This is a genomic window from Pandoraea sp. NPDC090278, assembly GCF_044772185.1.
Taxonomy (GTDB): Bacteria; Pseudomonadota; Gammaproteobacteria; order Burkholderiales; family Burkholderiaceae; genus Pandoraea.
This window is the reverse complement of the sequence record NZ_JBIVYJ010000008.1, coordinates 156,875-181,584: the sequence shown is the minus strand read 5'-3', so window position 1 is coordinate 181,584 and position 24,710 is coordinate 156,875. Positions and strand designations below refer to the sequence as shown.

Annotated in this window: 20 protein-coding genes; 5 read left to right on the top strand and 15 right to left on the bottom strand. The window is 60.7% G+C overall.

Annotated elements, in window-relative coordinates; all coding sequences use genetic code 11:
• Positions 1-120: 120 nt before the first annotated feature.
• A complete protein-coding gene (locus tag ACIQWO_RS25045; protein WP_402829973.1) occupies positions 121-585 on the top strand; it encodes a CreA family protein in 465 nt (154 codons plus the stop codon).
• 45 nt (positions 586-630) lie between these two features.
• Here ACIQWO_RS25045 and ACIQWO_RS25040 read toward each other — a convergent pair whose 3' ends face one another.
• Entirely contained in the window at positions 631-2,580 is a 1,950-nt protein-coding gene (locus tag ACIQWO_RS25040) for a sigma-54-dependent Fis family transcriptional regulator (protein ID WP_402829971.1), read from the bottom strand.
• A 325-nt stretch (positions 2,581-2,905) separates the two neighbouring features.
• Between ACIQWO_RS25040 and ACIQWO_RS25035 the strand changes: the two genes are divergently transcribed.
• Both ACIQWO_RS25035 and yiaY read left to right on the top strand, forming a co-directional pair.
• Positions 2,906-4,426 carry an aldehyde dehydrogenase family protein gene (locus tag ACIQWO_RS25035; protein WP_402829969.1) on the top strand — a complete coding sequence of 507 codons (1,521 nt, stop codon included), beginning with the start codon at positions 2,906-2,908 and terminating at the stop codon, positions 4,424-4,426.
• Between the two features lie 160 nt (positions 4,427-4,586).
• On the top strand, positions 4,587-5,735 hold the full coding sequence (gene yiaY, locus ACIQWO_RS25030; RefSeq protein WP_402829966.1) for an L-threonine dehydrogenase: 1,149 nt from the start codon (positions 4,587-4,589) through the stop codon (positions 5,733-5,735).
• 62 nt (positions 5,736-5,797) lie between these two features.
• Here yiaY and ACIQWO_RS25025 read toward each other — a convergent pair whose 3' ends face one another.
• The 8 genes from ACIQWO_RS25025 to ACIQWO_RS24990 form a co-directional block, all read right to left on the bottom strand.
• Positions 5,798-6,526, bottom strand: coding sequence for a hypothetical protein (locus ACIQWO_RS25025; RefSeq protein ID WP_402829964.1), 729 nt, complete (start codon positions 6,524-6,526; stop codon positions 5,798-5,800).
• A gap of 135 nt (positions 6,527-6,661) precedes the next feature.
• Positions 6,662-8,020, bottom strand: a complete 1,359-nt coding sequence (locus ACIQWO_RS25020) for an MFS transporter (RefSeq protein ID WP_402829962.1) — start codon at positions 8,018-8,020, stop codon at positions 6,662-6,664.
• 68 nt (positions 8,021-8,088) lie between these two features.
• Positions 8,089-8,766 (bottom strand): aspartate/glutamate racemase family protein, encoded by a 678-nt coding sequence (locus ACIQWO_RS25015; protein WP_402829959.1) that lies wholly within the window; start codon positions 8,764-8,766, stop codon positions 8,089-8,091.
• A 23-nt stretch (positions 8,767-8,789) separates the two neighbouring features.
• The gene (locus ACIQWO_RS25010) at positions 8,790-10,265 is read right to left on the bottom strand and encodes an MFS transporter (RefSeq protein WP_402829957.1); all 1,476 of its coding nucleotides are present in this window, start codon (positions 10,263-10,265) and stop codon (positions 8,790-8,792) included.
• 225 nt (positions 10,266-10,490) lie between these two features.
• Positions 10,491-11,333 (bottom strand): MurR/RpiR family transcriptional regulator, encoded by an 843-nt coding sequence (locus tag ACIQWO_RS25005; protein ID WP_402829954.1) that lies wholly within the window; start codon positions 11,331-11,333, stop codon positions 10,491-10,493.
• 58 nt (positions 11,334-11,391) lie between these two features.
• The gene (locus tag ACIQWO_RS25000; protein ID WP_402829952.1) at positions 11,392-12,489 is read right to left on the bottom strand and encodes a M14 family metallopeptidase; all 1,098 of its coding nucleotides are present in this window, start codon (positions 12,487-12,489) and stop codon (positions 11,392-11,394) included.
• A gap of 6 nt (positions 12,490-12,495) precedes the next feature.
• Positions 12,496-13,686: a M20 aminoacylase family protein gene (locus tag ACIQWO_RS24995; protein ID WP_402829950.1), complete on the bottom strand. Its 1,191-nt coding sequence runs from the start codon at positions 13,684-13,686 to the stop codon at positions 12,496-12,498.
• A gap of 155 nt (positions 13,687-13,841) precedes the next feature.
• Positions 13,842-15,176: an MFS transporter gene (locus ACIQWO_RS24990; RefSeq protein ID WP_402829948.1), complete on the bottom strand. Its 1,335-nt coding sequence runs from the start codon at positions 15,174-15,176 to the stop codon at positions 13,842-13,844.
• Between the two features lie 200 nt (positions 15,177-15,376).
• Here ACIQWO_RS24990 and ACIQWO_RS24985 point away from each other — a divergent pair, with 200 nt between their 5' ends.
• Both ACIQWO_RS24985 and ACIQWO_RS24980 read left to right on the top strand, forming a co-directional pair.
• A complete protein-coding gene (locus ACIQWO_RS24985; protein ID WP_402829945.1) occupies positions 15,377-16,249 on the top strand; it encodes a LysR family transcriptional regulator in 873 nt (290 codons plus the stop codon).
• A gap of 143 nt (positions 16,250-16,392) precedes the next feature.
• Positions 16,393-16,836 (top strand): hypothetical protein, encoded by a 444-nt coding sequence (locus tag ACIQWO_RS24980; RefSeq protein WP_402829943.1) that lies wholly within the window; start codon positions 16,393-16,395, stop codon positions 16,834-16,836.
• A 291-nt stretch (positions 16,837-17,127) separates the two neighbouring features.
• Here the strand turns inward: ACIQWO_RS24980 and ACIQWO_RS24975 are convergent, their stop codons facing one another.
• From ACIQWO_RS24975 to ACIQWO_RS24950, 6 genes are all read right to left on the bottom strand, one after another.
• Positions 17,128-17,490, bottom strand: a complete 363-nt coding sequence (locus tag ACIQWO_RS24975; RefSeq protein WP_402829940.1) for an immunity 8 family protein — start codon at positions 17,488-17,490, stop codon at positions 17,128-17,130.
• On the bottom strand, positions 17,487-18,044 hold the full coding sequence (locus ACIQWO_RS24970; RefSeq protein WP_402829938.1) for a hypothetical protein: 558 nt from the start codon (positions 18,042-18,044) through the stop codon (positions 17,487-17,489). The genes ACIQWO_RS24975 and ACIQWO_RS24970 overlap by 4 nt, the downstream gene beginning before the upstream one ends.
• Positions 18,045-18,260: 216 nt before the next feature.
• A complete protein-coding gene (locus ACIQWO_RS24965) occupies positions 18,261-18,716 on the bottom strand; it encodes a hypothetical protein (protein ID WP_402829935.1) in 456 nt (151 codons plus the stop codon).
• Positions 18,713-21,556, bottom strand: a complete 2,844-nt coding sequence (locus tag ACIQWO_RS24960) for a DUF637 domain-containing protein (RefSeq protein WP_402829934.1) — start codon at positions 21,554-21,556, stop codon at positions 18,713-18,715. The genes ACIQWO_RS24965 and ACIQWO_RS24960 overlap by 4 nt, the downstream gene beginning before the upstream one ends.
• A gap of 466 nt (positions 21,557-22,022) precedes the next feature.
• On the bottom strand, positions 22,023-23,873 hold the full coding sequence (locus ACIQWO_RS24955; RefSeq protein WP_402829931.1) for a DUF637 domain-containing protein: 1,851 nt from the start codon (positions 23,871-23,873) through the stop codon (positions 22,023-22,025).
• Between the two features lie 96 nt (positions 23,874-23,969).
• On the bottom strand, positions 23,970-24,680 hold the full coding sequence (locus ACIQWO_RS24950; RefSeq protein ID WP_402829928.1) for a hypothetical protein: 711 nt from the start codon (positions 24,678-24,680) through the stop codon (positions 23,970-23,972).
• Between the last annotated feature and the right edge of the window lie 30 nt (positions 24,681-24,710).

The following is a 24,710-nucleotide window of genomic DNA, read 5'->3' as shown; positions in this document are numbered from 1 at the left end:
GAGCGGTTCCCGTAAGGGCTGGAGCGGCGATGGCCGCCCGTCACGCGACGCGAGTAGAATCCGCAACGCGTATGGCTGGCGATCGTCGCCGCTTCCGCAGTTTTGACGGGACACACGCTCATGAAGAAAGTAGTCGCGCTGGCGCTGATGCTCGCCGCGAGTTGGGCCCATGCCGAGAAGATCGGCGATGTCAGTACCGCATTCAAGTTCCTCGGGCCGGATCATAAGATCGTCGTCGACGCGTTCGACGATCCCAAGGTAAAAGGCGTGACCTGCTACGTCTCGCGCGCCAAGACCGGCGGCCTCAAAGGCATGGTCGGGCTCGCCGAGGACAAGTCGGAGGCATCGATTGCGTGCCGTCCGGTCGGGCCGATCTCCTTCACCGGCCCGCTCCCCAAGGAAGAAGAAGTCTTCTCCGAAGGGCTTTCTCCCCTCTTCAAGAAGCTGCGCATCGTGCGCATGGTCGACAAGGCACGCAATACGCTCGTCTATCTCACCTACTCCGACAAACTCATCGACGGCTCGCCGCAAAACAGCGTCACGGCCGTGCCGGTAGATCGCGCAACGCCGATTCCGATGAAGTGACGCTCGCGAGGGCGGGCGTTGACGTCGAGGCCGTGCTGCGCGACGTCACCCGCGCAGCAACCCGAAGCGCCTGAGCTTGCGATACAGCGTGTTGCGGCTCACGCCGAGCCGTCGCGCTGCGGCGCTCACCTGTCCCTGACAGGCGTCGAGTGCCGCACGCAGCGCCTGACGCTCCGCTGCCTCCAGCGGTGCCTCGGACAGTCCGTCGCCCGGTGAATCGGATGTTGAAGCATCCGCCATCGCGATGTCCGCTTCGCGCAGTTCGTTCGGCAGATCGTCAACGGTGACGACGCCGTTCTCGCTGAGCGCCACCAGCGTGCGGATGACGCTGCGCAACTGACGCACATTCCCCGGCCACGCGTAATGGCACAACCGGTCGAGCGCGGTGGGCGTCACATGCATGGCGGGGCAATGGCCCATTGATTCCGCCTGTGCAAATAGCCGCTGAATCACCTCTGCCTTGTCCTCGCGCTCGCGCAGCGGTGGCACCGTGACTTCGAGTCCGCTCAGGCGATAGAACAAATCCTCGCGAAACAGACGTTCGTCGATACGTTCGGAGAGATCGCGATGCGTGGCACTCAGCACGCGAATGTCGAGCGGCACCGGTTCGCCACCGCCCAGCGGAGACACCATCCGGTCCTCCAGCACCCGGAGCAGACGCGTTTGCATCGCGAACGGCATATCACCGATCTCGTCGAGGAATAACGTGCCGCCGTTCGCCTGCCACAGCTTGCCCGTCATCCCTTCCTTGCGCGCACCGGTGAAGCTGCCGCCCACGTAGCCGAACAACTCGCTTTCAATCAGCGACTCGGGAATCGCCGCGCAATTCAGTGCGACGAACGGCCCGGCCGAACGTGCGCTCGCCGCGTGTACCGCGCGAGCGAACACTTCTTTGCCGCTTCCCGTTTCACCGCGAATCAGTACAGGCACGTCGTGTGCGAAGACGCGGCACGCCCTTGAGAACGCGCGCGCTAGCGTGGGATCGGAGAACGGCTCCGTGACAACTTCCGGCACAGGGCGCGACACACTGGGCGCGCGCCGGAGTGCACGCGCAGGCGCGCGCAGCATCGCCAGCAACGACTCACCGGCGTTCGCGCCGGTGTTGGCGTGCAGCGGCCAGCATGTGCTCGGCGACGGATGCGCCTGCGCGAGCAAGGTGTCGAGCGTCTGCATGAACCATTGGTCGACGCGCGTGCCCACCAGCGCGTCGCGCGTCACCCCAAGACAGTTCAATGCGCTTTGATTGGCGGCGAGCACGCGCCCCGCATCGTCGAACGCGAGCAACGCCTGCGCGAACCCGCCAAGATGGTCGGCCTGCTCCTGCCATTGCAGCAGCCATTCGTCGCGATAGTGCTGAAAGAAATACTCGCTCTCGACGACCTTCGCCGACAGATTGACGAGCGCCAGCGTATGAAACTGGCTCTGACGCGTGAGATCCGTACTGGTGGACGACACATCGATCACCGCCAGCAGCTCACCCTGCGGCGCGAACACCGGACTTGCCGTGCAAGTGAGCGGCGTATGCAGCGCGCGAAAGTGGTCCTGCTGACAGATGATGACGGGCGCGCGCTCTACGGCACACGTCCCGATACCGTTGGTCCCCTCGCACGATTCGCTCCAGTCCGCGCCCGGCCACAGCCCGGCGCGATGGAAGTCGTCGCGGGTGCCGTCATGCAGACGCGAGTCGACGATCACGCCGTCCGGGGCCGTGAGCAACACAGCCTGACGCGGGTTCATCAACTGGCGTTGCAGACGTTCCAGCACCGGCATGGAGACGTTGCGCAAGCGCTCCATCGCGCTGCGGCGTTCGCGCAATTGCGAGGATTCGAGCACGCGCGGTGCCATGCGGGCGCCCGGGTCGAGCGCATGCGTGTCGAGACAGCGCCGCCATGAACTGGCGATGTTCGGGTCGGTCGCCACCGAGCCCGATGGCAAATGGCCCTGCGCGACGTTCAGCACACGGCGTGCGTGTGCGGCTTCCGTACTGGCTGGCATTGGTCGTCTCCCCCGTGCCGGATGATCTGATGATCTCGTATCGTTCACGAAGCATCCCCTATGCGCGAAGCGATTGCAATGCGCTGTATCAATCGGAAAACGCAAAGCGATTGACGCAGGTTCTGAAGCTGACGGCGCTGTCACAGTCCTGAGACAGCGTGTGCCACACCGCAGGACACAGGTGTCACGGAATCGATACACACCGCGCCGTCCAGCTCGCCGCCAGGGCGCGTCGTTGCGCGGATTCGGATGTCTGGCCCACGACTTGCTTAGTAGCGTCTTGCGCAGCCAACGTCCGCGCTACAACGATATCCGGAGACACAACATGAAATACGCCCCGCCCGGCACGCCCGGTGCCCTGTTGTCCCTACAACCGCGTTACGAGAACTTCATCGGCGGCAGGTTCGTGCCACCCGTGGAGGGCCAGTACTTCACCAACACATCGCCGGTCACCGGTGCGGTCATCGGCGAATTCCCCCGCTCGAACGGCGCAGACATCGAACTGGCGCTCGACGCAGCGCATGCGGCAGCGGCCAAGTGGGGGAAGACGTCCGTACAGGCCCGCTCACGCATTCTGTTGCAGATCGCCGACCGGCTGGAATCGCAACTGGAGCGCTTCGCCGTGGCGGAGACGTGGGACAACGGCAAACCTGTGCGCGAGACGCTCGCCGCAGACTTGCCGCTGGCCGTCGATCACTTCCGTTACTTCGCCGGTTGCATCCGCGCGCAGGAAGGCACCGCCGCCGAGATCGACGAGCACACTGCCGCGTATCACTTCCATGAGCCGCTGGGCGTGGTCGGTCAGATCATCCCGTGGAATTTCCCGTTGCTGATGGCGGCATGGAAGCTTGCTCCCGCGCTCGCGGCAGGCAACTGCGTGGTGCTCAAGCCCGCCGAGCAAACGCCGCTGACGATCACGCTGTTTGCCGAACTGGTCGGCGATCTGTTGCCGCCCGGCGTCCTCAACATCGTGCAAGGCTTCGGTAAGGAGGCGGGTGAAGCGCTGGCGACGAGCAAGCGCATCGCAAAGATCGCCTTTACGGGTTCGACGCCCGTCGGCAATCACATCCTGACGCGCGCCGCCGCCAACCTGATTCCGAGCACCGTCGAGCTGGGCGGCAAGTCGCCGAACATCTTCTTCGACGACATCATGCATGGGGAGCCGGAGTTCATCGAGAAGGCCGCAGAAGGCCTCGTGCTGGGCTTCCTGAATCAGGGCGAGGTCTGCACCTGTCCGTCGCGTGCGCTCGTCCAGGAGTCGATTTACGAGCCCTTCATGGAGGTGGTGATGAAACGGGTCGAGCGCATCAAGCGCGGCGATCCGCTCGATACCGAGACGGCCGTGGGCGCACAGGCGTCGCAACAGCAGTTCGACAAGATCCTCACGTATCTCGATCTGGCGCGTAAGGAAGGTGCACAGGTACTGACGGGCGGCGGCATCGAGATGCTCGACGGACCGCTCGCGTCGGGCTTCTACATCCAGCCCACCCTGCTCAAGGGCGAGAACCGCATGCGCGTGTTCCAGGAAGAAATCTTCGGCCCGGTGGTCGGCGTGACGACCTTTAAGAACGAAGCCGAAGCCCTCGCCATCGCCAACGACACGGAGTTCGGTCTGGGCGCTGGCGTATGGACGCGCGACATCAATCGCGCCTATCGCATGGGCCGTGGCATTCAGGCGGGGCGTGTGTGGACGAACTGCTATCACCTCTACCCGGCCCACGCGGCGTTCGGCGGCTACAAGAAGTCCGGCATCGGCCGCGAGACGCACAAGATGATGCTCGACCACTACCAGCAGACGAAAAATTTGCTCGTGAGTTACGACGTCAATCCGCTCGGTTTCTTCTGAGCAATCCCTCTAGTCGTATGTGACCTTGCAGTAGATCAAAGACGCATCGCGCAGCGAGTGCGATGCTGTCTTTGATGCATGCAAAAGATGATTCTGGACACCCCGTCGCGCCATTGGCGCGCGGGGCGTACCCCTCACAGAACAGATAAGGAGCATGACGATGAGCACGACTTTCTTCATTCCCGCCGTCAACATGATGGGCGTGGGCAGTCTCGACGAAGCGATTGCCGCCCTGCGCCAATACCATTTCCGCCGCGCCCTGATCGTGACCGATGCCGGTCTCGCGAAGGCGGGCGTCGCCGAGAAAGTGGCGAAGCTGCTGACGCAGCAGGACATTCAGGCCGTCGTCTTCGATGGTGCCAAGCCGAACCCCACGGTGAGCAACGTCGAAGCGGGTCTGGCAATCCTTAAACAGAACCAGTGCGACTTCGTGATTTCGCTGGGTGGCGGCTCGCCGCATGACTGCGCGAAGGGGATTGCGCTGTGCGCGACGAATGGCGGTCACATCTCGGAGTATGAAGGCGTCGATCAGTCGAAGAAGCCGCAATTGCCGCTCGTCGCGATCAACACGACGGCGGGCACCGCAAGCGAGATGACGCGCTTTTGCATCATCACGGACGAAAAGCGTCATGTGAAGATGGCCATCGTTGACCGCAACGTCACACCGTTGTTGTCCGTCAACGATCCGGCGCTGATGGCGGCGATGCCCAAGGGGCTGACGGCCGCGACCGGCATGGATGCACTGACGCACGCCACCGAAGCTTACGTGTCGACGGCGGCCACACCGATCACCGACGCGTGTGCGTTGAAGGCCGTCACGCTGATCTCGCAGAACCTGCGTCGCGCGGTGTCGCACGGCGACGACATGACCGCGCGCGAGAACATGGCGTATGCACAGTTCCTGGCGGGCATGGCGTTCAACAACGCATCGCTCGGTTACGTGCACGCGATGGCGCACCAGTTGGGCGGGTTCTACGATCTGCCGCACGGCGTGTGCAACGCTGTGCTGCTGCCGCACGTGGAAGAGTTCAATGCGAGCACCAGCGCGGCACGTCTGAAAGACATTGCGCAGGCGATGGGAGAAAAGGTCGAAGGGTTGAGCGACGAGGAAGGTGCGAAGGTCGCCATCGCCGCGATTCGCCGGTTGTCGAAGGACATCGGCATTCCGGCTGGGCTGGCCGAACTCGGGGCGAAGAAGGAAGACGTCCCGACGCTCGCTGTCAACGCAATGCAGGACGCCTGCGGGTTCACCAACCCGCGTCGCGCTGAGCAAGCGGAAATCGAAGCGATTTTCCTGCGGGCGTTCTAATCAGGCGCCAATAAAAAGGCGTCGCCCGAAACAGGGCGACGCCTTCACTGCCTAACGGTTGGTCAGCGGGCCGACTTAAACGATGCTGCGAATTCCGGCAGTTGTGTCAACAGCGCGGTATCGAGACCCTGCACCGCTGTCGGGAGGTCCTCCACCATGCGTGCGTACGTGTTGTAGTACGGCGCATCGTGCGGCAGTTTGGTATGCGAAGACGAGTAGATGACGTCCTTGGCATCCGGCCCGAGAATCTGCACGCTCAATTTGACGGTCCGCATGAATGCGGCAAGAGAACTCGCTGCGAAATAGTTCTCTGCGAGCGTCGATTGCACATACGCATCCACTTTTTGCTCCGGCGCAGCGCCATCGCGAACCGCCTTGAATTGCTCTGCGGAAATTTCCACGACGTTATAGCCCTGGCGACGGAAGACGTCGATCACGCCGTCCGTCACCTTGCGGTTCACCCCTGTGTCACCGACCCGCTGCGTCACAAGTTCATCGAAGCTCGCTGTGTTCTTCTCCCGATTCGCGTTTCCAACGGCCCCCGCGACGTTAGCCACCGCGGCCACAATCAGGTCCGTCGGCGTAAAACCGATCATCCGCGCGCTGTCGACCGAATTGGCGCGGTACACCGGCTTGTCCGCCGTGACGACTGCCACGGTCTTCACCGACGCCAGTTTGTCCTTGTTCACCACCGCAGCCGGTGCGCATGCCGACAATATTCCGGCAGCGACGACGCATGCCCCCACCAGCCTGACCCAACCCGCAAGCGCTTTCGTAGCGTTAAGTTTCACGTGTTATCCCAATATCTGATCTGTCGTTTTGTCATTTGAGGGGAATCTCGCTGAAGTTCTCACCCAACGAGAATTACTCCTGACAGAGCATTACGGATAACTACGCGTGTTTCTTTAGCGTTCCGATACAAATATTCACGCCGCCGCAGGCACCCCCGGCACTCGCTCACGCCGATTCATCCGCCACCAGATCAGGATGGCGACGAACGCTTCGAGCGCCGCCACGATCCAGAGGCCGCCGTTGAAGCTGCCCGTCGCATCCTTCACGATGCCCAGCAGATACGGTGAACCGAACCCGGCAAGGTTCGCCACCGAGTTGATGAACGCCACGCCCATCGCGGCAGCACCGCCCGCGAGATAGGCATTCGGTAACTGCCAGAACACCGGAATCGCACCCATCGTGCCGGACACGGCGATCACAAGACACAGGAACGCCGCCACGCCGTTGCTTCCGGCAAACACGCCAACGCCCGCCAGCCCACACGCCCCGATGAAAACCGGAATCGCACAATGCATGCGCGCTTCGCGACGCTTGTCCGCGCTGTAGCCGATGGCGATCTGGAAGATCGCGCCGAAGACGTACATCACACCGACGAGCAACCCGATATGCAACGGATTCGTCGGCCCCAACGCGCGCACGATGGTCGGCGCGAAGAACGAGAGCGTTGCGTTCGCGGCCACGATGCCGAAGTAGATGCCGGTAAGCAGCCACAGCTTCGGGCTGCGCACGGCGAGCATGAAGCTATGCTCCCGCTGTCCCGCGCCCTTGCGGTCGTTGTCCAGATCGGCTTGCAGCAAGCGCTTCTCGTGTTCCGACAACCAACTGGCCTGCTCCGGCTTGTCGACGAGGAACCAGACTGCCAGCGCGCCCGCGAGGACGGTCGGCACGCCTTCGAGCAGGAACAGCCATTGCCACGCCGCCCAGCCGTTCACGCCATGCATGCCGTTCAGGATGGCGCCCGCGAGCGGAGCACCCACCACAGACGACACGGCCGATGCCGAGATGAACCACGCAAATGCCTTCGCGCGTCGGTGCGCCGGGAACCAGAACGTCAGATACAGCAGCACGCCCGGCTGGAAACCCGCTTCGAACGCGCCGAGCAGAAAGCGCATGACATAGAAGTACGCGGGCGAGTGCGTGAACATCATGAGCACGCAGATCGTCCCCCAGCCCAACGTGATGCGTGCGAGCGTGCGTCGCGCGCCAATGCGCAACAACAGCCAGTTGCTCGGGATTTCCAGGAAGAAGTAGCCAAGGAAGAAGATGCCAGCGCCAATGCCGTACACCGTCTCGCTGAAGCCGAGGTCCTGCTGCATTTGCAGCTTCGCGAAGCCGACGTTCACGCGGTCGATCCACGCGAGCATCCACAGCACGAAGATGAACGGAATGATCCGCCACATGATCTTTCGGTAGATGGGATCGAGCATGCGGTCCTGCGGATTGGCGAACGCGTTTGTGCCGTCGCTCGTACGCGACGTTGGCTGTTGGTTCATATCTTCTCCTGCTTTGTTTTGTATTGACCGTTGACGTTGCGACGCACGACGACTTTGGAGGATTTGAATCAGGCGGCTTCGTCCAGACGCATTGCCTGAAGCAGTGCGCGGCAGGCCGCTGGAACCGGACCGATCACCGGCAGGGTAAACCGCTCGCCGAGCGCCTGTGCCGCCTCGCCCAACGGGCCGCCACCGATCACGACGGCTTGCGCGCCGTCCAACCGCACGCATGCGTCGACGGCACCGGCAAGGCTGCTTTCCAGTTGCGCAGGCACGTCGCCGAGCGCAAGTGGATCGCCGGTCGTGAAACGCGCGCCCGTGAAGCTCGCGGCGAGGCCCAGCTTGCGGACGTTCGACGCGATCGAGTCGGCCAGTTGCGGTGTCGTCGTGGCGATGCCGAAACGACGTCCGCCCTCGCCCGCTTCACGCACCGATGCGGAGCCGATCCCGACCACCGGCACGTCCAGACGCGCGCGCAGCGCCTCGATGCCCGGGTCGCCGAACGCGCCGACGATCACACCGTCCGCCTGCGCCGCGAGTGCGACGATTTGCGGATCGTTCACGGCGTCGGCTGCCACCGCGAGGTCCTGCTCGTCGACGATCATCGGCGCGCCGCGTGTGACCGTCGCACCAACGACCGTCGGTGGCGATGTCATCACGCTGGCGAAATACGTGCGGGCGATGTCGACCATCATTTGCGTCGTCGCCGTCGACGTGTTGGGGTTAATGAGCAGGATGTGAGTCATGGAAATCTCGGCGAATCAGGAAATCAGGAAGCATGCGAAGCGGATGGGGCGGAAGCGGACGACGACGCAGACGCGTCATCTGCCGCTTGCGGATCGCTGTCGCCCGGCGCGTCGGGGCCGTCAATGGGCTTGCCGAACGTCTCCGGCGCAAAGGTCAGTGCGATAGCGAACACGGCGTACATCGCGGCCATCATCCCGAACATGCCGCCGATGCCGTACTGGTCGAATACACGGCCCGCCACCAGCGGCATCGCCGCACCGGCCAACGTGCCCAGCGCCAGAATGAACGCCGTGCCGAACGCTCGCACTCGTGTGGGATAGAGTTCCGGCGCGTAGATCCAGATGGACGTATTGAGCAGCAGCACGCAGAACTGGAAAGCCGCACCGAACGCGAGAATCAGCGGCTGCGACTTCGACAAGAACCCAAAGCACAGACCGATCACGCACGCGGCGATAGCGCCGAGCGTCAGCACGCGTTTGCGCGGGAAGCGGAAGCCGAAGTACGACGCCGTGATCGCACCGAGCAGACTGCCCGACTGCATCACGATGGTGAACACGAAGCTCTTGCTCAGCGTGTAGCCCTGCGCCATCAGAATCGTCGGCATCAGCGTGAGCACCGAAATCTGGGCGCCATAGGTCATGCACACTGCTATGCCGACGGCCACCGTGCGACGCGCCAGCGGTCCGACGAACACTTCGCTCAGCCGCACTTTCTCCGCACGGTGTGCGCCGTTCGACGCTTCACTCAGGTAACGCTTCGTGCCGCCACCGGCGGACTTGCCCAGCTTGCCGGAGGCGAGAATGTTGAGCACCCGGTTGGCCTCTTCCACGCGGCCTTTGGAGAGCAGAAAGCGCGGCGTCTCCGGGATAAAGCGGCGATAGAGCAGCACGAAGAAGGCCGGAAGCACGAGGCAGCCGAACAACCAGCGCCAGCTATCCGGCCCGGGGAAGAAGGCGAAGACCGCCAGCCCGAACGCCGGTGCGAGCATGTTGCCCAGCCCACCGCCCGCGACGTTGATCGCGCCCACGGCCACACCACGGAAGCGCGACGAGCAGAACTCCGCAAGCATGGTGACGGCAATCGAGATTTCGCCGCCGAGGCCGAAGCCGACGATGAAGCGTCCGGCGGCGAGCATCGTGTAGTTCGTCGCCAACGCGCAGATCAGTGCGCCGAGCGTGAACAGCATCAGGTTGATGCTCAGCATCGTGCGACGCCCGAAGCGGTCGGCGATGTAGCCCGAACCGAGTCGGCCGATGGCAGCGGCACCGAACGTCAACGTGTTGAGAAAACCAATCTGCGCGGCGGAAATCCCCCAGTACTCGCGCAGCAGCGGCCCGACGAGGCCGACGGCATTCTGCTCGAAGACGTCGAACAGCACCCCAAACAGAATCAGTGCGAGGATCTTCTTGTGTGACGGCGTCACGCCAATGTCGTCGAGCGCCCGTTCGAGCTGCTGCAACCTGGGTTCCGACGACGATACGACCACTTCTGCGCCCATCGTAAAACTCCCTGCGCCACGATTGGCGCCTATGCGACCGAATTGCCTCGCCCTCTGATGAACCTGTTCGGTTAATATTTTTTCAGATTATTTGTTTTTGAAAATTATTTTTCATATCAGGGTTTAGCCTGACGATGCGGACGACGCGGACGAGCGTCGGCCTTGGCGGGAGATGCCAATGATGGGGAGGTTTGAGGCGGAGCGCCGTCGGACGACGGCGGTGGGTCAGATTTCGTCGAGTGCGTCGTGGAACGCTTCCACGAGGCCGAGGTGACGACGTCCCGGATTGCCTGCAAGCGTCATCACCTGCGTGACGATCAGGTGGCACAGGCCGATCACCGCCGTGTGGTTATCGAGCACGCCGGGGCCTTGCACGTCGCACTGCAACGACCACTTTGCGGGCGTCTTCGTCGCGGCATTGCGCTCGGTGATGTAGACGAGATTCGGGCACGCCTTGGCGAGTTGCGCGACGATCGTCGGCATCTGACGAACGCGACGACGCAGCGCGAACACGATCACGATGTCGTCTGCGCCGATGCCTGCGAGATGCTCGCCGAGCGTCTCGCCAGCGCCGGGGATGACTTGTGCGCTGGGGACGATTTGCAGCAACTGCCAGCGGAAATACATCGCGAGCGGCAAGCTGGAGCGAAAGCCCACGACCCAGACTTTGCGCGCCGACAGGATGGCAGCGGCGATCTGTTCGATCTCGTTGGACGAGAGACGACGGTAGGTCGCGTCGATGTTGGCGAGGCTTTGTTGACGATGCGCGCCGACGACGTTGTCGGCCACCGCTTCGGTTGTGTGGGTGGTCGCAGCCATCGCGAGCGGGGAGCCAGCGCGTTGCTCGGAGCGCACGTGTTTGCGCGCGTCGTCGAACGACTCATAGCCCAGACGTCGCACGAAGCGCGTGACGGTGGCATTCGACACCTGAGCCAGTGTGGCCAGCTCGGATGCCGAATAGCCCGCCAGATCGCCCGGCAGATCGAGCGCGAATTCGGCCAGACGCCGCTCTGACGGCGAGAGCTGATCGAGTTGATCGCGAATCCGGCCGACGAAAGACTTCTTCACGTGAGATGCCATGAGCGTTTGTGCGGTTAGGGGCGGGCTATTGTCGCCCGATTTTGCCCTAACCGGTAGCGCCCTGACGACTCAACCCCGTCACCGCCTGCAAGATGGCCACGCGTGCCTGCCCGAGAATCTGGCCCTGCCATACGCCGTCGTCAAAGCAGAATGCCGCCAGTACCGAAGCGCGGATGGCCGACGCTTGTGCATCCGTCGCTTCCGGGTGACGCCTCAACCACGAATCCGCCCGCAGCATGTGCAGCATGTCGATGAGCGGCACCGTGCCATATTCGATGGCGATGGCGGTCACTTGCGCGTGCTTCGCCGTGTTGCGCAGCGTGTCGAGCAATGGGCCACCGACGTTCGACGCCACGGTCGTGCCGTCGATAGGGCTGGCCAGATCGGCACCCCACCAAGCGCGAGCGCGTGCTAGCTCTGCGGTGTCGAGACCGCCCACGCAGATCTTTTCGCCATGCCCCGGCGGACCGAGACCCGTATGGAAGTCGATCCAGCCGATGGCTTCACAACGCTGTCCGTGCGTCTCGATTAACGTGCGCATCAGCCGCGTGCTCCACACGGGTTCTCGTCCCCCGTAGAACAGTCCGTCGGCGAACGCGTACTGTCCGATCGTCAGCGCGCGCTGATACGCCGCTTCGCCGTGCGTCGCGATGTAGTCGGCGATGGCCCGCACGTTGTCGTCGGACGGCGGCCACTCGGGCGGCACGAGCAAATCATGCAGATCGGCATAAGCCGCGTTGACCGGCAGCGTCTGCGTGAAGTCGATGCTGTTGCGGTTCAGATCGACGTTGTCCTCGTTCGTGCGGGACAGCCACGAGAAGCCGTACGGATTGATCGCGTGCACGACGAGAATGGCGACGTCCGCCGCTGCGAGACGCGACTTCAGCCCTTCGTCGCCCAGCAGCGCGATCTGCGCAGCGCTGCCGCAAAATCCCTCCACGCCGTGCGTGCCGGAGGTGAGGATGAGCAAGCGTCGCGCATCGGGTGAGCCGAGACGCACGACGTCCGTCGCGAGCGTCTCACCCTCACGGCCGACGATGTCGGGAATGGCGTGGCTCGTCACATCGACACCGGCCTGCCGGGCCGCTGTCGCGAAACGCTCGCGCGCCTGAAGATAGCTGCTGGAAAACGGACTCGGGGTCATCGCGTCTCACTCCGCCAGGAAGGCTTCGGTCAGGCGCACCCAATAGGTCGAGCCGAGCGTGAGGACATCGTCGTTGAAGTCGTAGCTCGTGTTGTGCAGCATGCACGGACCGAGACCGTGACCGTGCGCACGATGGTCGCCGGTCCCGTTGCCGATGTAGGCGTAGCAGCCCGGACGCTCCAGCAGGAAGAACGAGAAATCTTCGGCGCCCATCGTCGGATCGATAGGATCGACGACGTGATCGCGTCCCACAATCTCCTTCATGACGTTGAGTGCGAACTGTGTCTCGGTGGCGGTGTTGACCGTCGGCGGATAGTTGCGCAGGAACGAGAATTCGACCGTGCAACCGTACGCCGCAGCCGTCGATTCGCAGAACTCGCGCATACGCTTCTCGACCAGGTCGAGTACTTCGAGCGAGAACGTGCGCACCGTGCCCGCGAGCGTCGCGGTATTCGGAATGACGTTGATCGCTTCGCCTGCTTGCATCTGCGTGATGGAGAGCACGGCGGCGTCGATGGGGCGCTTGTTGCGCGTCATGATGCTTTGCAGGCCGGTGCCGATTTGCATCGCCGTGAGGACAGGATCGATGCCATCGTGCGGCATGGCGGCGTGTGCGCCCGTCCCTTTGACGACGATGCGGAATTCATTGCTCGATGCCTGTGTCGCGCCCACACGCGCACCAAAGCTGCCCGCCGCGAGGCCGGGCCAGTTGTGCAGCGCAAAGACCGCGTCGACCGGAAATTTCTCGAACAAACCGTCTTCGAGCATCGCCTTCGCGCCACCGCCGCCCTCTTCCGCCGGTTGGAAGATGAAGATGATGGTGCCGTCGAAATTGCGATGTGCGGCCAGATGCTGCGCTGCGCCGAGCAGCATAGCGGTGTGGCCATCGTGACCGCAGGCGTGCATCTTGCCCGCGTACTGCGACGCATGTTCGAACGTGTTGAGTTCCTGAATCGGCAGCGCGTCCATGTCTGCGCGCAGACCGATGACTTTCTTGCCCGTGCCGTTTCGCAGCACACCGACGAGGCCCGTCCTACCCAGCCCGCGCGTGACTTCGATGCCCCACGATTCGAGCAGCTTCGCCACGATGTCCGACGTGCGCGCCTCTTCGTAGCGCAGTTCGGGGTGGGCATGGATGTCGCGTCGGATAGCTTGCAGTTCGGCCGAGCGTTCGGCGATTTCCGGAATGATGGACATGAGAGTCGTCTCTTGAGAATGCCCCGAAAGGCGCGACGCTCGCCGACGCTGTCAGCAGGTCGCGCGCATTGGACAGGGGCAGGTTTGGGGAGGCAGTGCAGTGGTGCACCGGCGAGCCATTGAAATGGCCGCCGGATACCGTGGTTTTTGGTGTCTTAGAGCAGAGGTTGCCGCGAGCGATCCTTGAGCATCAGGATCGTGACGAGGCCCACGGCTGCGCCAAAGAGGCCGTAGTAGACGACGGCAAGCTTGTCGCCCGTCCAGCCGATGAGCAACGTTGCGATGGCACCGGCGAAGCCGCCGAAGATCATCACGGCAAAGTTGTAGCCGATGGCCATCGACGTGGCACGCACGCGCGACGGGAACAGTTCGCACACGAAGGCGCAATACGATCCCTGGAACAGCCCGAGCGAGAGCATCAGGCAACATTGCACGAAGATCAGCATCGGGAGCGTCGGCACGTGGCTGACGGCGAGGAACAGCGGGTACGCGATGATCAGGCTGATGAGTGCGGAGGCCGTCATCGGCTTCTTGCGGCCGATGGCGTCGGAGATGCGGCCCGAGGCGAACGTCCCCACGATGTAGGCGACGGCTGCGCACAACGACGCGATCACGCTGCTCTTGAAGGGGATGCCCAGCGACTTCGTCGCGTAGCTCGGCATGTAGTAATAGAAGATGTACGTGCCGATGGTGCCGTACACCGTGAGGCCGAAGCCCGCCAGAACCTGACGCCAGTGCTGCGTGACCGACTCGATGAACGGCGAGCGCTTTTCGGCGTCTTGTTTGCGGGCGTCCTTGAAGACCGGCGACTCATCCAGACGCGAGCGCACGTAGAGACCGACCGGCACGATGAGCAGGCCGATGACGAACGGAATGCGCCAGCCGAAGGCGTCGATCTGTTCCGGTGTGAGGGTTTGCGTGATGCCGACGGACACGATGGCACCCAGCAGCATGCTGCACGCCTGCGCGATCATCTGGAAGCTGCCATACACGCCACGACGCTCGACCGGTGCGTGCTCGACGAGGAATGCCGTGGCACTCCCCACTTCGCCGCCTGCGGAGAAGCCCTGAAGGAAGCGACCGACGAGCATGAGCACCGGAGCGGCCATGCCGATTTGTGCGTAGGTCGGCGCGAAGGCGATGACGGCGACGCCGAGCGCCATGACGGTGATCGTCAGGAGCAGTGCGGCTTTTCGTCCATGTTTGTCGGCGTAAGCGCCGAGCACGATGCCACCGAGCGGACGCGTCAGAAAGCCGACGCCGAAAGTCGTCCATGCCGCGAGCAGTGCGGCGGTGGGGTTATCGCTGGGGAAGAACTGACGCGCGATGTTCGCGGCGAAGAAGGTGAAGACGGTGAAGTCGAACCATTCGAGCGCATTGCCGACGGTGGACACCGCAATGACCTTGACGTCGATACGTTTGCTCGATCGCTCGGTTTGCGCCGTATTTGCGGTATTCGAGGCGCCGTCGCGCCCGACCGAAACTTCCATGGGGATACTCCTCTTCTATGAAGTGTTTTCGTGGCAAGCCGACCGCACTCGCTTCGCCCCATTCTGCTTGTGCCAAAAAACCAATAAAAGCTAGAATTTGTGATTCGTCATCGCAAGTTTTTTGATGAGTTGATGGCGGTTTTCAACGAGCCTCTCCGGGGCTTTCTTTCGAATATTCAGATGTTTAGCGTGAGTCACCCATGAGCAACCTGCGATTTATGCGGACGTTTGCGGCGGTCGCGAGATACGGCTCGTTCGCTTCGGCAGCCGAACATCTCGCCATGACCCAATCGGCGGTCAGCATGCAAATGCGCGCGCTGGAGGAAGAATTCGACCATCCCTTGTTCGATCGCGTGGGGCGCTCCGTGGCGCTCAATGCGATGGGACGGTTGCTGCTGCCGCACGCGGAGCAGTTGCTGGCGCAGTACCAGACGATGCGCACGCTGGCCGCTGGCATCGAATCGACGGCCGGGCCGGTGACGATTGGTGCGGTGGAATCAGCGGTGAGTGCGCTGGCGCGGGCTGTGTCGCAGATCAAGCACGCGCAGCCGCATCTGGAGATATCGATTCAGACGGCACGGTCGATTGAGCTAACCGCAAAGCTCGACGCCGGGGAGATCGATTGCGCAGTGCTGGTGGAAGCATCTGGAAGACGCCCGGCAGGGGTGCGGTGGACGCCGTTGTATCGGGAGCCGTTGGTTCTGCTAGCGTCGTCGGCGTTGAAGTCTTCGTCGGTGGCGAAGCTGCTGGAGACGGAGCGGTTTCTGCGGTTTGATCGGACGCAGCGGACTGGGGCGTTGATTGATCGTGCGGTGCGACGTCAGCACGTGAAGGTCAGCGACTTTCTGGAGCTGTCGTCCATCGAAGGGATCGTGGCGCTGGTGCGGCAACGGGTCGGCGTGGCCGTGGTGCCGATGCTGAGAAGCGCAAGCTGGGCGCATGAGGATGCGTTGCGCGTGATTCCTCTTCCCGGGGTGACGGAGCAACGGAGTATCGGGCTGCTGGAGCGGACGCGGCACGATAAGGCTGGAATTACTGCGGCGATTGCGCAGCAGGTGATGGCGCAGGGGTGAGGTCTTTCAAAAATCCTCCGTCAACCAAAGATGCGTTAAATCCATTTATATATTCAGGATTCCACGTGACTACTAACGCTCTCGTCAGGAATCACTTTCACAGTACGATCGAATAATCACACGTGAGATAAGGATGAATAAGGATGATGAAGAAAATACTGCTCAGCTTGGCAATCCTGATGTTCGGGGTGTCGCGTCCAGCCTTCTCCCAGAGCTGTGGAAACATCAACGATAGCGATCAACGTGCTTACTGCTACGCGACGCAGAGCGGTGGCAGCTGTGGGAACATCAATAACCACGATTTGCGAGCAAGGTGCTATATCGAGAGGGGAAGTGGCAGTTGTGGTGATATCAACGATCACGATCAACGTGAGTACTGTTACGGGAAGAAGGATGCCAGCAGCTGCGGACTCATCAATGACCGCGACTTACGAGCACAGTGTTATATGAAGAACGGAAGCGGCAGTTGTGGTGATATAACCGATCACGATCAGCGTGAGTACTGCTATGGAAAGAAGGATGCCAGCAGTTGCGGACTCATCAATGATCACGATTTGCGCGTGCAGTGCTACGCATTGAAGCGATAGGGGCGCGACGGGACTGGACTAGGGACGAGTAGTGCGTCACGCAAAAAGCACGAAGGGTTACGTGAAATCACGCAACCCTTTTTTTGTTTGGTGCAGCGAGAAGTAGAACGTCGTCGTGCTCGGTTGTAGCAACGCACAAACTCTTCCAAGTCAGCACCACTTAAGCTAAACCCTTGCCGACCTGCCGGTACGATTTACCACAAGCCGACTTCGTCAACAGGCAATTCACCCGCAACCGTTTGAATGTGCTCTGCGAGCGTGTGGTCAAAAATCCTATGACGGGTGGTCCCGTTACCGATCCTGATAATCTTCAAACTCCCATGCACCAACTCGGCTCAACTTTGCGGCGATGTCCGCCCAATCGTCACCGTCGACAGCTGCTACGTAACGTTCAATAGCCGTCTTAATGGCGTCGTAATCGTAGACTTCGACAATCAGCATGTGCCTGCCCCAAAGCGGACTTTGAGTGGCACACTGCGCCTTGAGCCATTCCGGCGTGCAAACGTGAATGTCGAACGATTCGGAACTCACCTCACCTCGTGGACCAATGTAGGCTCGAATCCATGTGCCGAAGTTCGACACATCATCTGGCCAGTAGTCGATCAACCTGTCTTCCAACAGCAAGGAATGCAACGATTTGATTTCAGCTTTCATGGTGTGATATTCAGACGTCCGTTGGCAATCGGCCTACAACCGGGCGTGAGCTTCGCTTCGAGATTTTCCTGCACGCGGGTTGTGGCATACGAACTGATTAGGGCCGCTTGCTGGAGTTGGATCGCTTCTTGTTGCGGTGAGAAGTAGAACGTCGTCGTGCTCGGTTGCAACGACGCTGGCAAGTTCGAGATCAGCACTTGCGGGGAGACGGGATCGAGCGTCGCGCCCAATCCACCCACAACATAGCTCGGGCCGTTCTGCTGGCCGGTGGCTCCCGTCAGGATCGACGAACCCGCGCCGCCCAAGCCCGCGGGGATCGTCAGATTCAGGCCACCGTTCGCCGGAGCCAAGCTGATCACTTGCGGCGCGTTGCCGACTTGCGGCGTGTACGTGTTCGCCGTCGTGATGCCGTTGACCAAGCTCGTACCGGTCAGCGACACCGACTGCCCAACCACGTTACCCACGTTGACGATCTGACCGCCCGACGTCACCGTCAGGTTTGGCGCTTGAATCGTCGCCGCGATGTTGCCCACCGGCGTAGGCGGGTTGATCACCCCACCTACGCTCGTGTACGCGTATCCATACAGCGACGTACATTCCGTAGGACTGCAGGTTCCGGTAGGCGATGAGCGCCTGCTCGCGGTTTACCGCACGACCACAGGCATTGGTCGTCGCGTTGTGGCACTGCCGAACAACAATCACAGTTCAACACTTGAGCCCCTCAAAATCGACCTCAGTCTCAGTTGATGGTCGATCCAACCTGCGAGACGTTAGGTCTTATCGCGCTCGGGCAACCAGCCGTCCTCGATTCTTTTGATTAACAAGGTGTCATTCCATATTTGACGAATCGGCAATTTTCTCTGGTCGTCCGTGATCTCTCCCACCATCCACTCTTTTTCACCATCCCACAGCCACCAATTTTCAACTCTTTTTGTGACTGAATTGGCGTTACCCGCGCGAAAAAGTGGCATCCCTCGAGAGTACTTCGGAATTTCAAAATTCCCGACTTTGCTAATGATCCCTAGCTTCAGCGCCCCCGCAACCGGGAAGAAGACAAAGAAATTTGTCACCTCATTAACGAGAGACGTCACATTTCCCGGAGCTCCTTCAAAAACCCCCGGCAAAACCCTGATCATCGACCCCATAAACTTATGCTTTAAAACATATTGAAAATACGCCAACCCTTTCGAAGTTTTTATTGAAAATACGTCACCAATCCTAATCATTTAACGAACCCCTCATATTTAATATCCTCCAGCAATTTTACGCCCCCCTTTAGAGATTCAGCATAAATCGGATTTTTATTTGATATGCTATTTATTTTATTCATCAATGATCCGGAATTTTTCCCCAGACCATTATACTCAATCAAAACCTGCTCAATTGCCCTTGCGTCTTCACGCGCAATTCCTTGAAGACCAGCTATTGGCTCAATAAATATGCCTTTTTGAGCCAAATGGGCTCGAGCTCTGGCGCCCAGATCATCCGTAATACCTACATACTGCGTATTCCCGTTCTCATCTCTCGAAATATAAACGGTTGTCTCGCCAGGCCTCACGCCGACGTCAGAACCACCGGTACCGAGAAGCTTTGAGATTTTGTCGGCGCCATCTCGGACCTGCGCCATGATCATAAGACCGGCGCACAGCCCCGGTACCAAGAGACAACCGGGATTGTCCAAAATCGTAGGCGTCAGTGGACCGCCCAGCGGCGTCTCGGTCACAGTTACACCACGGACTCCATTATTCGGCGTCGTCATGATGTTGCCGTCATTCGCCGCTTCAATCGGATTGACCAGCGGGTCCGTTCCTTTGGGTCCGTTGTTCGGCGTACCGATTACCGGATCGTCGGTCAGCACAGGGACGAACATCAGCATCGGGCCCAATGGCGTGGGAACCATGATCGTCATCAGTTTTGCGCTCAAAGCGTTATTTACCGCTTCGTTCTGCGCCGCCGTCACACCTCCATTCGGATTCTGACCGAGCACTCCCGATAGGCCAGCACCAGAAAGTGCAGCGATTAGCGCGATGCTCGCATTAATTGCAGGGTTGTCATAACTCGTGGTCTTCGTGACGGTTCCGTCACCGTTATCCGTGTACGTAACGGTTTCCGACCCGTTATAAAGCGCGTCACGCAACAATGGGGTGAGCACGGCGCTGGTAGCTGCGCCAATAGCGCCACCACCGCATCCGGTTCCCAGCGCAGAAGAACTTGCACAGCCTAGCGCCGCATGTGCTCCCACGTACCCCAACTGTCCGAGGCCTTCCGGACCAAGCGAACCAATCTGGTAGGCCAGTGCTGCACTCAAATTGCTAATCCCACTGCCCTTCAACGCCTCAAGGAAACTCCCCCCTTGAATCGCCGACTGCACACCAGCTTGGATTGCCGACACTCCGGCCATCGCAGCCAGTTGTCGGGCGAAGTCGCTCGCTGTCGAACTTACTGCGTTGCTTGCTAAGCCTTGGGCAATACTCGGATTCGTCCCAGCAATGTTCGCGAGGGTGTCTGATGAGCCTGCCGTCGAGAAGCCAAATCCGTCGGCTTCGCTGAACGTGATGCCACGCGTGAGGCCCGCCGTCAGGCTCGAAACTACGCCCGCCTTCAGTACGTCTCCGAAGTTCAGCGAGCCATTCGACATCACTTGTGACGCAGCCGAAGCGAACGCGCTTGCGGCAAACGCCGATGCCATCGCATTGCCCAACGTACCTGCTGCAAACAGTCCGCTGGAGAGCAACCCACCTGTGACGCCCGCAGCGGCGGTCTCGGCTGCGGCTGCCGTACCACCTTCAATGATCGCCGTCATCGCTGCATCGAGTGCGGCCTGCTGTGCGGCGGTTTCCGCCGTCGCCAGTGTTAGCGACGAGCCATACGTCGCGATAACCGTCATGGCCATGATGACCAGCATCCCAACCTGCTGAATGCCAAAGTCACCACCCTGCTTCACAAAGTCCGTGTGCAGGTCGTTTTGCAGCGTCTGCTGGACGAAGTTGTCGCCCAGTTGTGCAGCCACACCCGCGATAAACGCTTGCGTTGCTGCTTGGTCGACTTGTCCGTTCTGACCCAGTAGCTGGAGTGCGCCGCCGATCTGGTTGAACTGGTCAACGTTGAGAGTCAACCCGCCCGCTGCGGCGCTCATGAAGCCACCGGGCTGCACCATCGTGCCGGTGGTCTTCAGGTAACCCGCGTCCTTGATGTAGCTCCAGATTTCGCCGACGTCCACCACGTTCGCGCGGTTTTTCAGCGTCCCGGTGTTCACCGTCAGCGTCCCGCCTGAGGTGATTGAGCCCGTGTTCAGGATGCTGCCGCCTGTCGCCGTGCTACCGAAGTTCAACGACAGGTCGTTACTCGCCAGAATCTGTCCGCCTGCGGACAACGCCGTGAAGTTCTCCGGCAGGTACACCTGCGGCATCAGGGCCGTGACCGTCGGGCATTTCGCGTTACCCGTTGCCGCGCATCCCGGCTCCGGAACCGTCTGCTCGACGTACCACAGCATCGGTTGCGACAACCCTGCGATCTGCTCAGGTGTCAGGGCCTGACCCAACTGGATGTTGTTCGTCTTCGCATACTCGACCGCGTTGCCGTACATCACCAGCTTCTGCTGGTCGTTCACGCTCAACTGCGACGTGCTATCCGTCGACAACCCATTGATGAAGCTCGCCTTGCCCGTTTGCATCAGGGCCGCTTGCTGGAGTTGGATCGCTTCTTGTTGCGGAGAGAAATAGAACGTCGTCGTGCTCGGTTGCAGCGACGCAGGCAAGTTAGAGATCAGCACTTGCGGGGAGACGGGATCGAGCGTTGCGCCCAATCCACCGACGACATAGCTCGGGCCGTTCTGCTGGCCTGTGGCTCCCGTGAGGATTGACGAACCTGCGCCACCCAAGCTCGCTGGGATCGTCAGGTTCAGGCCGCCGTTTGCCGGAGCCAAGCTGATCACTTGCGGTGCGTTGCCGACTTGCGGTGTGTAGGTGTTCGCTGTCGTGATGCCATTCACAAGACTCGTGCCCGTGAGCGACACCGACTGTCCAACCACGTTACCCACGTTGACGATCTGACCGCCCGACGTCACCGTCAGATTCGGAGCCTGAATCGCTCACTAACCGAGGTTCGTCTCTCAGCTACTTACACGCACCAAAAAAACACCTTCATCCGTATCGAGTTGACACCCGTCCACCAAAACTACCGAATAATCACTGAGCCGTAACGCCAGGTTGCCACGGAACCGATATGGGAATTCAATGTGGCAATGGGGACATTTGACGTTACTCCACAAGGAATACTTCGACCGCTCCGCAGTTGCAGGTATCAGCAAATCTTCAATGGCATCTAGGAGCATCGCGTCCGTGGCACCGGCGAGACGCATCTTTTCAAGATTTTCGAACCATTCTCGCCTGATCAGAACATCGTTATTCTCAATAGCGTATACATGAAAATGAGGCCCTCCCATACCCGTCAACCATGAATACGCGACGTCGCCGTGACAACTTGGGCACTGCGTGATTCGCCCGGGGAAAATCCGAGTCGGATTCATATCGTCACTTAACCTTTACAGTAATTTGTCGAATTCCTGCACCACCGGCACTGGGTATCGAGTCAATGACCAACTCCTTCCCACCGCCCGGAAGTCCCTGTCCACCGCCAAGGAAGTGATCGTTGCCCGAGAGTGGGGATCGCGGGGCTCTGGAACTTATGTTGCTGACGATTGAAAGCAAGTTCGATGCTCCTAATGAGCCCGGATTAAGTCCGAGAGCACCTTCTAGCGCCGTTGCTTGGTTTCTAGAAATCGTCACTTCCCGAGCCATCGACCCGATCGGTCCAATCACTGACTCAATGCTCGCCAATGGTGTCACGAAAGTACCATTTGCTCCAATGAACCGATATGCGTTTGCCGTCGACATCGGAGTTATGTTCGCTCCGACCTCAAAGACATATTGCGGGGCAACCGTCTGCGGCGTCGAACTACTCGAGGAGCGATGTAGCCATCTGACAATGGGGGATACACCGAGCGACGTGAGACCGCCCCCCACTCCCTCCACGGCCTGCCCCAGTTGCGCCCCCTCCAAGGCTGTCTCTGTAGAACCGCCCAGCGCAACGACTAAGGCTGAGAGAATCGCCCCCAGCGGGCTACCCAACTGCTTGTCCAGCAATGTCGCCTTGGAATTCAAGTCTCCCGACAGGATTTGAGAGTCAGCAGGATCGACTGCAAACATTTGCCCATTCGAAGCACGGACAACGATGTTGCCATTTGCTTTGGCGTCTGCCACCGCGAGCATGCACGCTGCCGAGCTGGCGTCGGTACAAGCACTCGTCAATGCTTGATCGCGAGCTAGAGACACCGCCCTCAATTCATTGAGCTTTCCGCAACTCTCAGAGCTGAGACTTCCGCTAGCACTACAAGCTAACGCTGCCGCCTTGAGTTGATCCGCCTCCGATGGCTTGTTAAATGCTTCGGCCTTATGTTTAAGCCAGTTGTTCTGCGTCTCGTTCTGTGCTGCGGTTGCCGCAGCATTCGCGTCCTGCCCCAATACGCCAGCAACTAGTGCACCGGCCAGCCCCATAAGGCCAACATGTAGCTCAGGCGGGAGTACCTGGCTCGGGTCGAATATCGAATTTAGTGCAGAACCAAGCGCGCCACCAATCGCACCACCCGCACAACCATTGCCCAACGCAGCCGCACTTGCGCAGCCCAAAGCGCCGTGCGCAATTGTGGACACAATTTCGCCGCCGTTCTGCCCGAAGATTTGACTGAGATCACCCTTTGCATCGCCAATCTGGAACGCCAATGCCGCGCTCAGATTACTTACTCCACTTGCCTTCAACGCATCAAGGAAACTTCCACCCTGAATCGTTGACTGCACGCCTGCCTGAATCACAGACTGGCCGAAGATCGCCATGCCTTGAGTGATTGAGAGACCCGCAGAGGCCGTGCCAGCTTGGCTCGCCGTACCTTCGACGAAGGACGGCTTTACGCCAGCCAGACTACTCAAGCTATTCGGAGACGCTGTCGTCGAGAATCCCAATCCATCCGCGCTCGAATACGTGATCCCGTTCAGCAATCCAGCCGTAACCGCCGCCGACAGGCCCGTCTTCAGCACTGAGCCGAAGTCCAACGAGCCGGTGAACATGGCCTGCGTGAGGGTCGAACTCGCCATGGCGGTGAGTGCTGCGCTCGCCATCACGTTGCCCAACCCGCCTGCTACGAATGTCGCTGCGACCGATCCAAGTTGCGCCGCAACCAATCCGGCCATCAGCGGTGCCAATGCTCCGGCCAGCATGGCCGAGGCCATGATCATCCCAACCTGCTGAATCCCGAAGTTCCCGCCCTGCTCCACGAAATCCGTGTGCAGGTCGTTTTGCAGCGTCTGCTGGACGAAGTTGTCGCCCAACTGTGCAGCAACGCCTGCGATGAAGGCTTGCGTTGCCGCTTGGTCGACTTGTCCGTTCGGGTCTAAGAGTTGGAGTGCGCCGCCGATCTGGTTGAACTAGTCAACGTTGAGAGTCAACCCGCCCGCTGCGGCGCTCATGAAGCCACCCGGCTGCACCATCGTGCCGGTGGTCTTCAGGTAACCCGCGTCTTTGATGTAGCTCCAGATCTCGCCGACGTCCACCACGTTCGCGCGGTTCGTTAGCGTCCCGGTGTTCACCGTCAGCGTCCCGCCTGAGGTGATCGAGCCTGTGTTGAGGATGCTGCCGCCCGTCGCCGTGCTGCCGAAGTTCAGCGACAGGTCGTTACTCGCGAGAATCTGTCCGCCTGCGGACAACGCCGTGAAGTTCTCCGGCAGGTACACCTGCGGCATCAGCGCCGTGACGGTCGGGCATTTCGCGTTACCCGTTGCCGCGCATCCCGGCTCCGGAACCGTCTGCTCGACGTACCACAGCATCGGTTGCGACAACCCTGCGATCTGCTCGGGCGTGAGGGCTTGACCCAACTGGATGTTGTTCGTCTTCGCGTACTCGACTGCGTTGCCGTACATCACCAGCTTCTGCTGGTCGTTGACGCTTAACTGCGAGGTGCTATCCGTCGACAACCCATTGATGAAACTCGCCTTGCCCGTTTGCATCAGGGCGGCTTGCTGGAGTTGGATCGCTTCCTGTTGCGGTGAGAAATAGAACGTCGTCGTGCTCGGTTGCAGCGACGCAGGCAAGTTGGAGATCAGCACTTGCGGGGAGACGGGATCGAGCGTCGCGCCCAATCCACCTACGAGACAGTTATTAGACTTTCA

What these genes read in the sequence shown, in the direction of transcription:
- ACIQWO_RS24985 (WP_402829945.1), top strand. Translation starts at nt 15,377, where the DNA reads ATGAGCAACCTGCGATTTATGCGGACGTTTGCGGCGGTCGCGAGATAC.
- ACIQWO_RS25020 (WP_402829962.1), bottom strand. Translation starts at nt 8,020, where the DNA reads ATGAACCAACAGCCAACGTCGCGTACGAGCGACGGCACAAACGCGTTC.
- ACIQWO_RS25010 (WP_402829957.1), bottom strand. Translation starts at nt 10,265, where the DNA reads ATGGGCGCAGAAGTGGTCGTATCGTCGTCGGAACCCAGGTTGCAGCAG.
- ACIQWO_RS25040 (WP_402829971.1), bottom strand. Translation starts at nt 2,580, where the DNA reads ATGCCAGCCAGTACGGAAGCCGCACACGCACGCCGTGTGCTGAACGTC.
- ACIQWO_RS25045 (WP_402829973.1), top strand. Translation starts at nt 121, where the DNA reads ATGAAGAAAGTAGTCGCGCTGGCGCTGATGCTCGCCGCGAGTTGGGCC.
- ACIQWO_RS25000 (WP_402829952.1), bottom strand. Translation starts at nt 12,489, where the DNA reads ATGACCCCGAGTCCGTTTTCCAGCAGCTATCTTCAGGCGCGCGAGCGT.
- ACIQWO_RS24965 (WP_402829935.1), bottom strand. Translation starts at nt 18,716, where the DNA reads ATGATTAGGATTGGTGACGTATTTTCAATAAAAACTTCGAAAGGGTTG.
- ACIQWO_RS24975 (WP_402829940.1), bottom strand. Translation starts at nt 17,490, where the DNA reads ATGAAAGCTGAAATCAAATCGTTGCATTCCTTGCTGTTGGAAGACAGG.
- ACIQWO_RS24990 (WP_402829948.1), bottom strand. Translation starts at nt 15,176, where the DNA reads ATGGAAGTTTCGGTCGGGCGCGACGGCGCCTCGAATACCGCAAATACG.
- ACIQWO_RS25015 (WP_402829959.1), bottom strand. Translation starts at nt 8,766, where the DNA reads ATGACTCACATCCTGCTCATTAACCCCAACACGTCGACGGCGACGACG.
- yiaY (WP_402829966.1), top strand. Translation starts at nt 4,587, where the DNA reads ATGAGCACGACTTTCTTCATTCCCGCCGTCAACATGATGGGCGTGGGC.
- ACIQWO_RS24980 (WP_402829943.1), top strand. Translation starts at nt 16,393, where the DNA reads ATGATGAAGAAAATACTGCTCAGCTTGGCAATCCTGATGTTCGGGGTG.
- ACIQWO_RS25035 (WP_402829969.1), top strand. Translation starts at nt 2,906, where the DNA reads ATGAAATACGCCCCGCCCGGCACGCCCGGTGCCCTGTTGTCCCTACAA.
- ACIQWO_RS24995 (WP_402829950.1), bottom strand. Translation starts at nt 13,686, where the DNA reads ATGTCCATCATTCCGGAAATCGCCGAACGCTCGGCCGAACTGCAAGCT.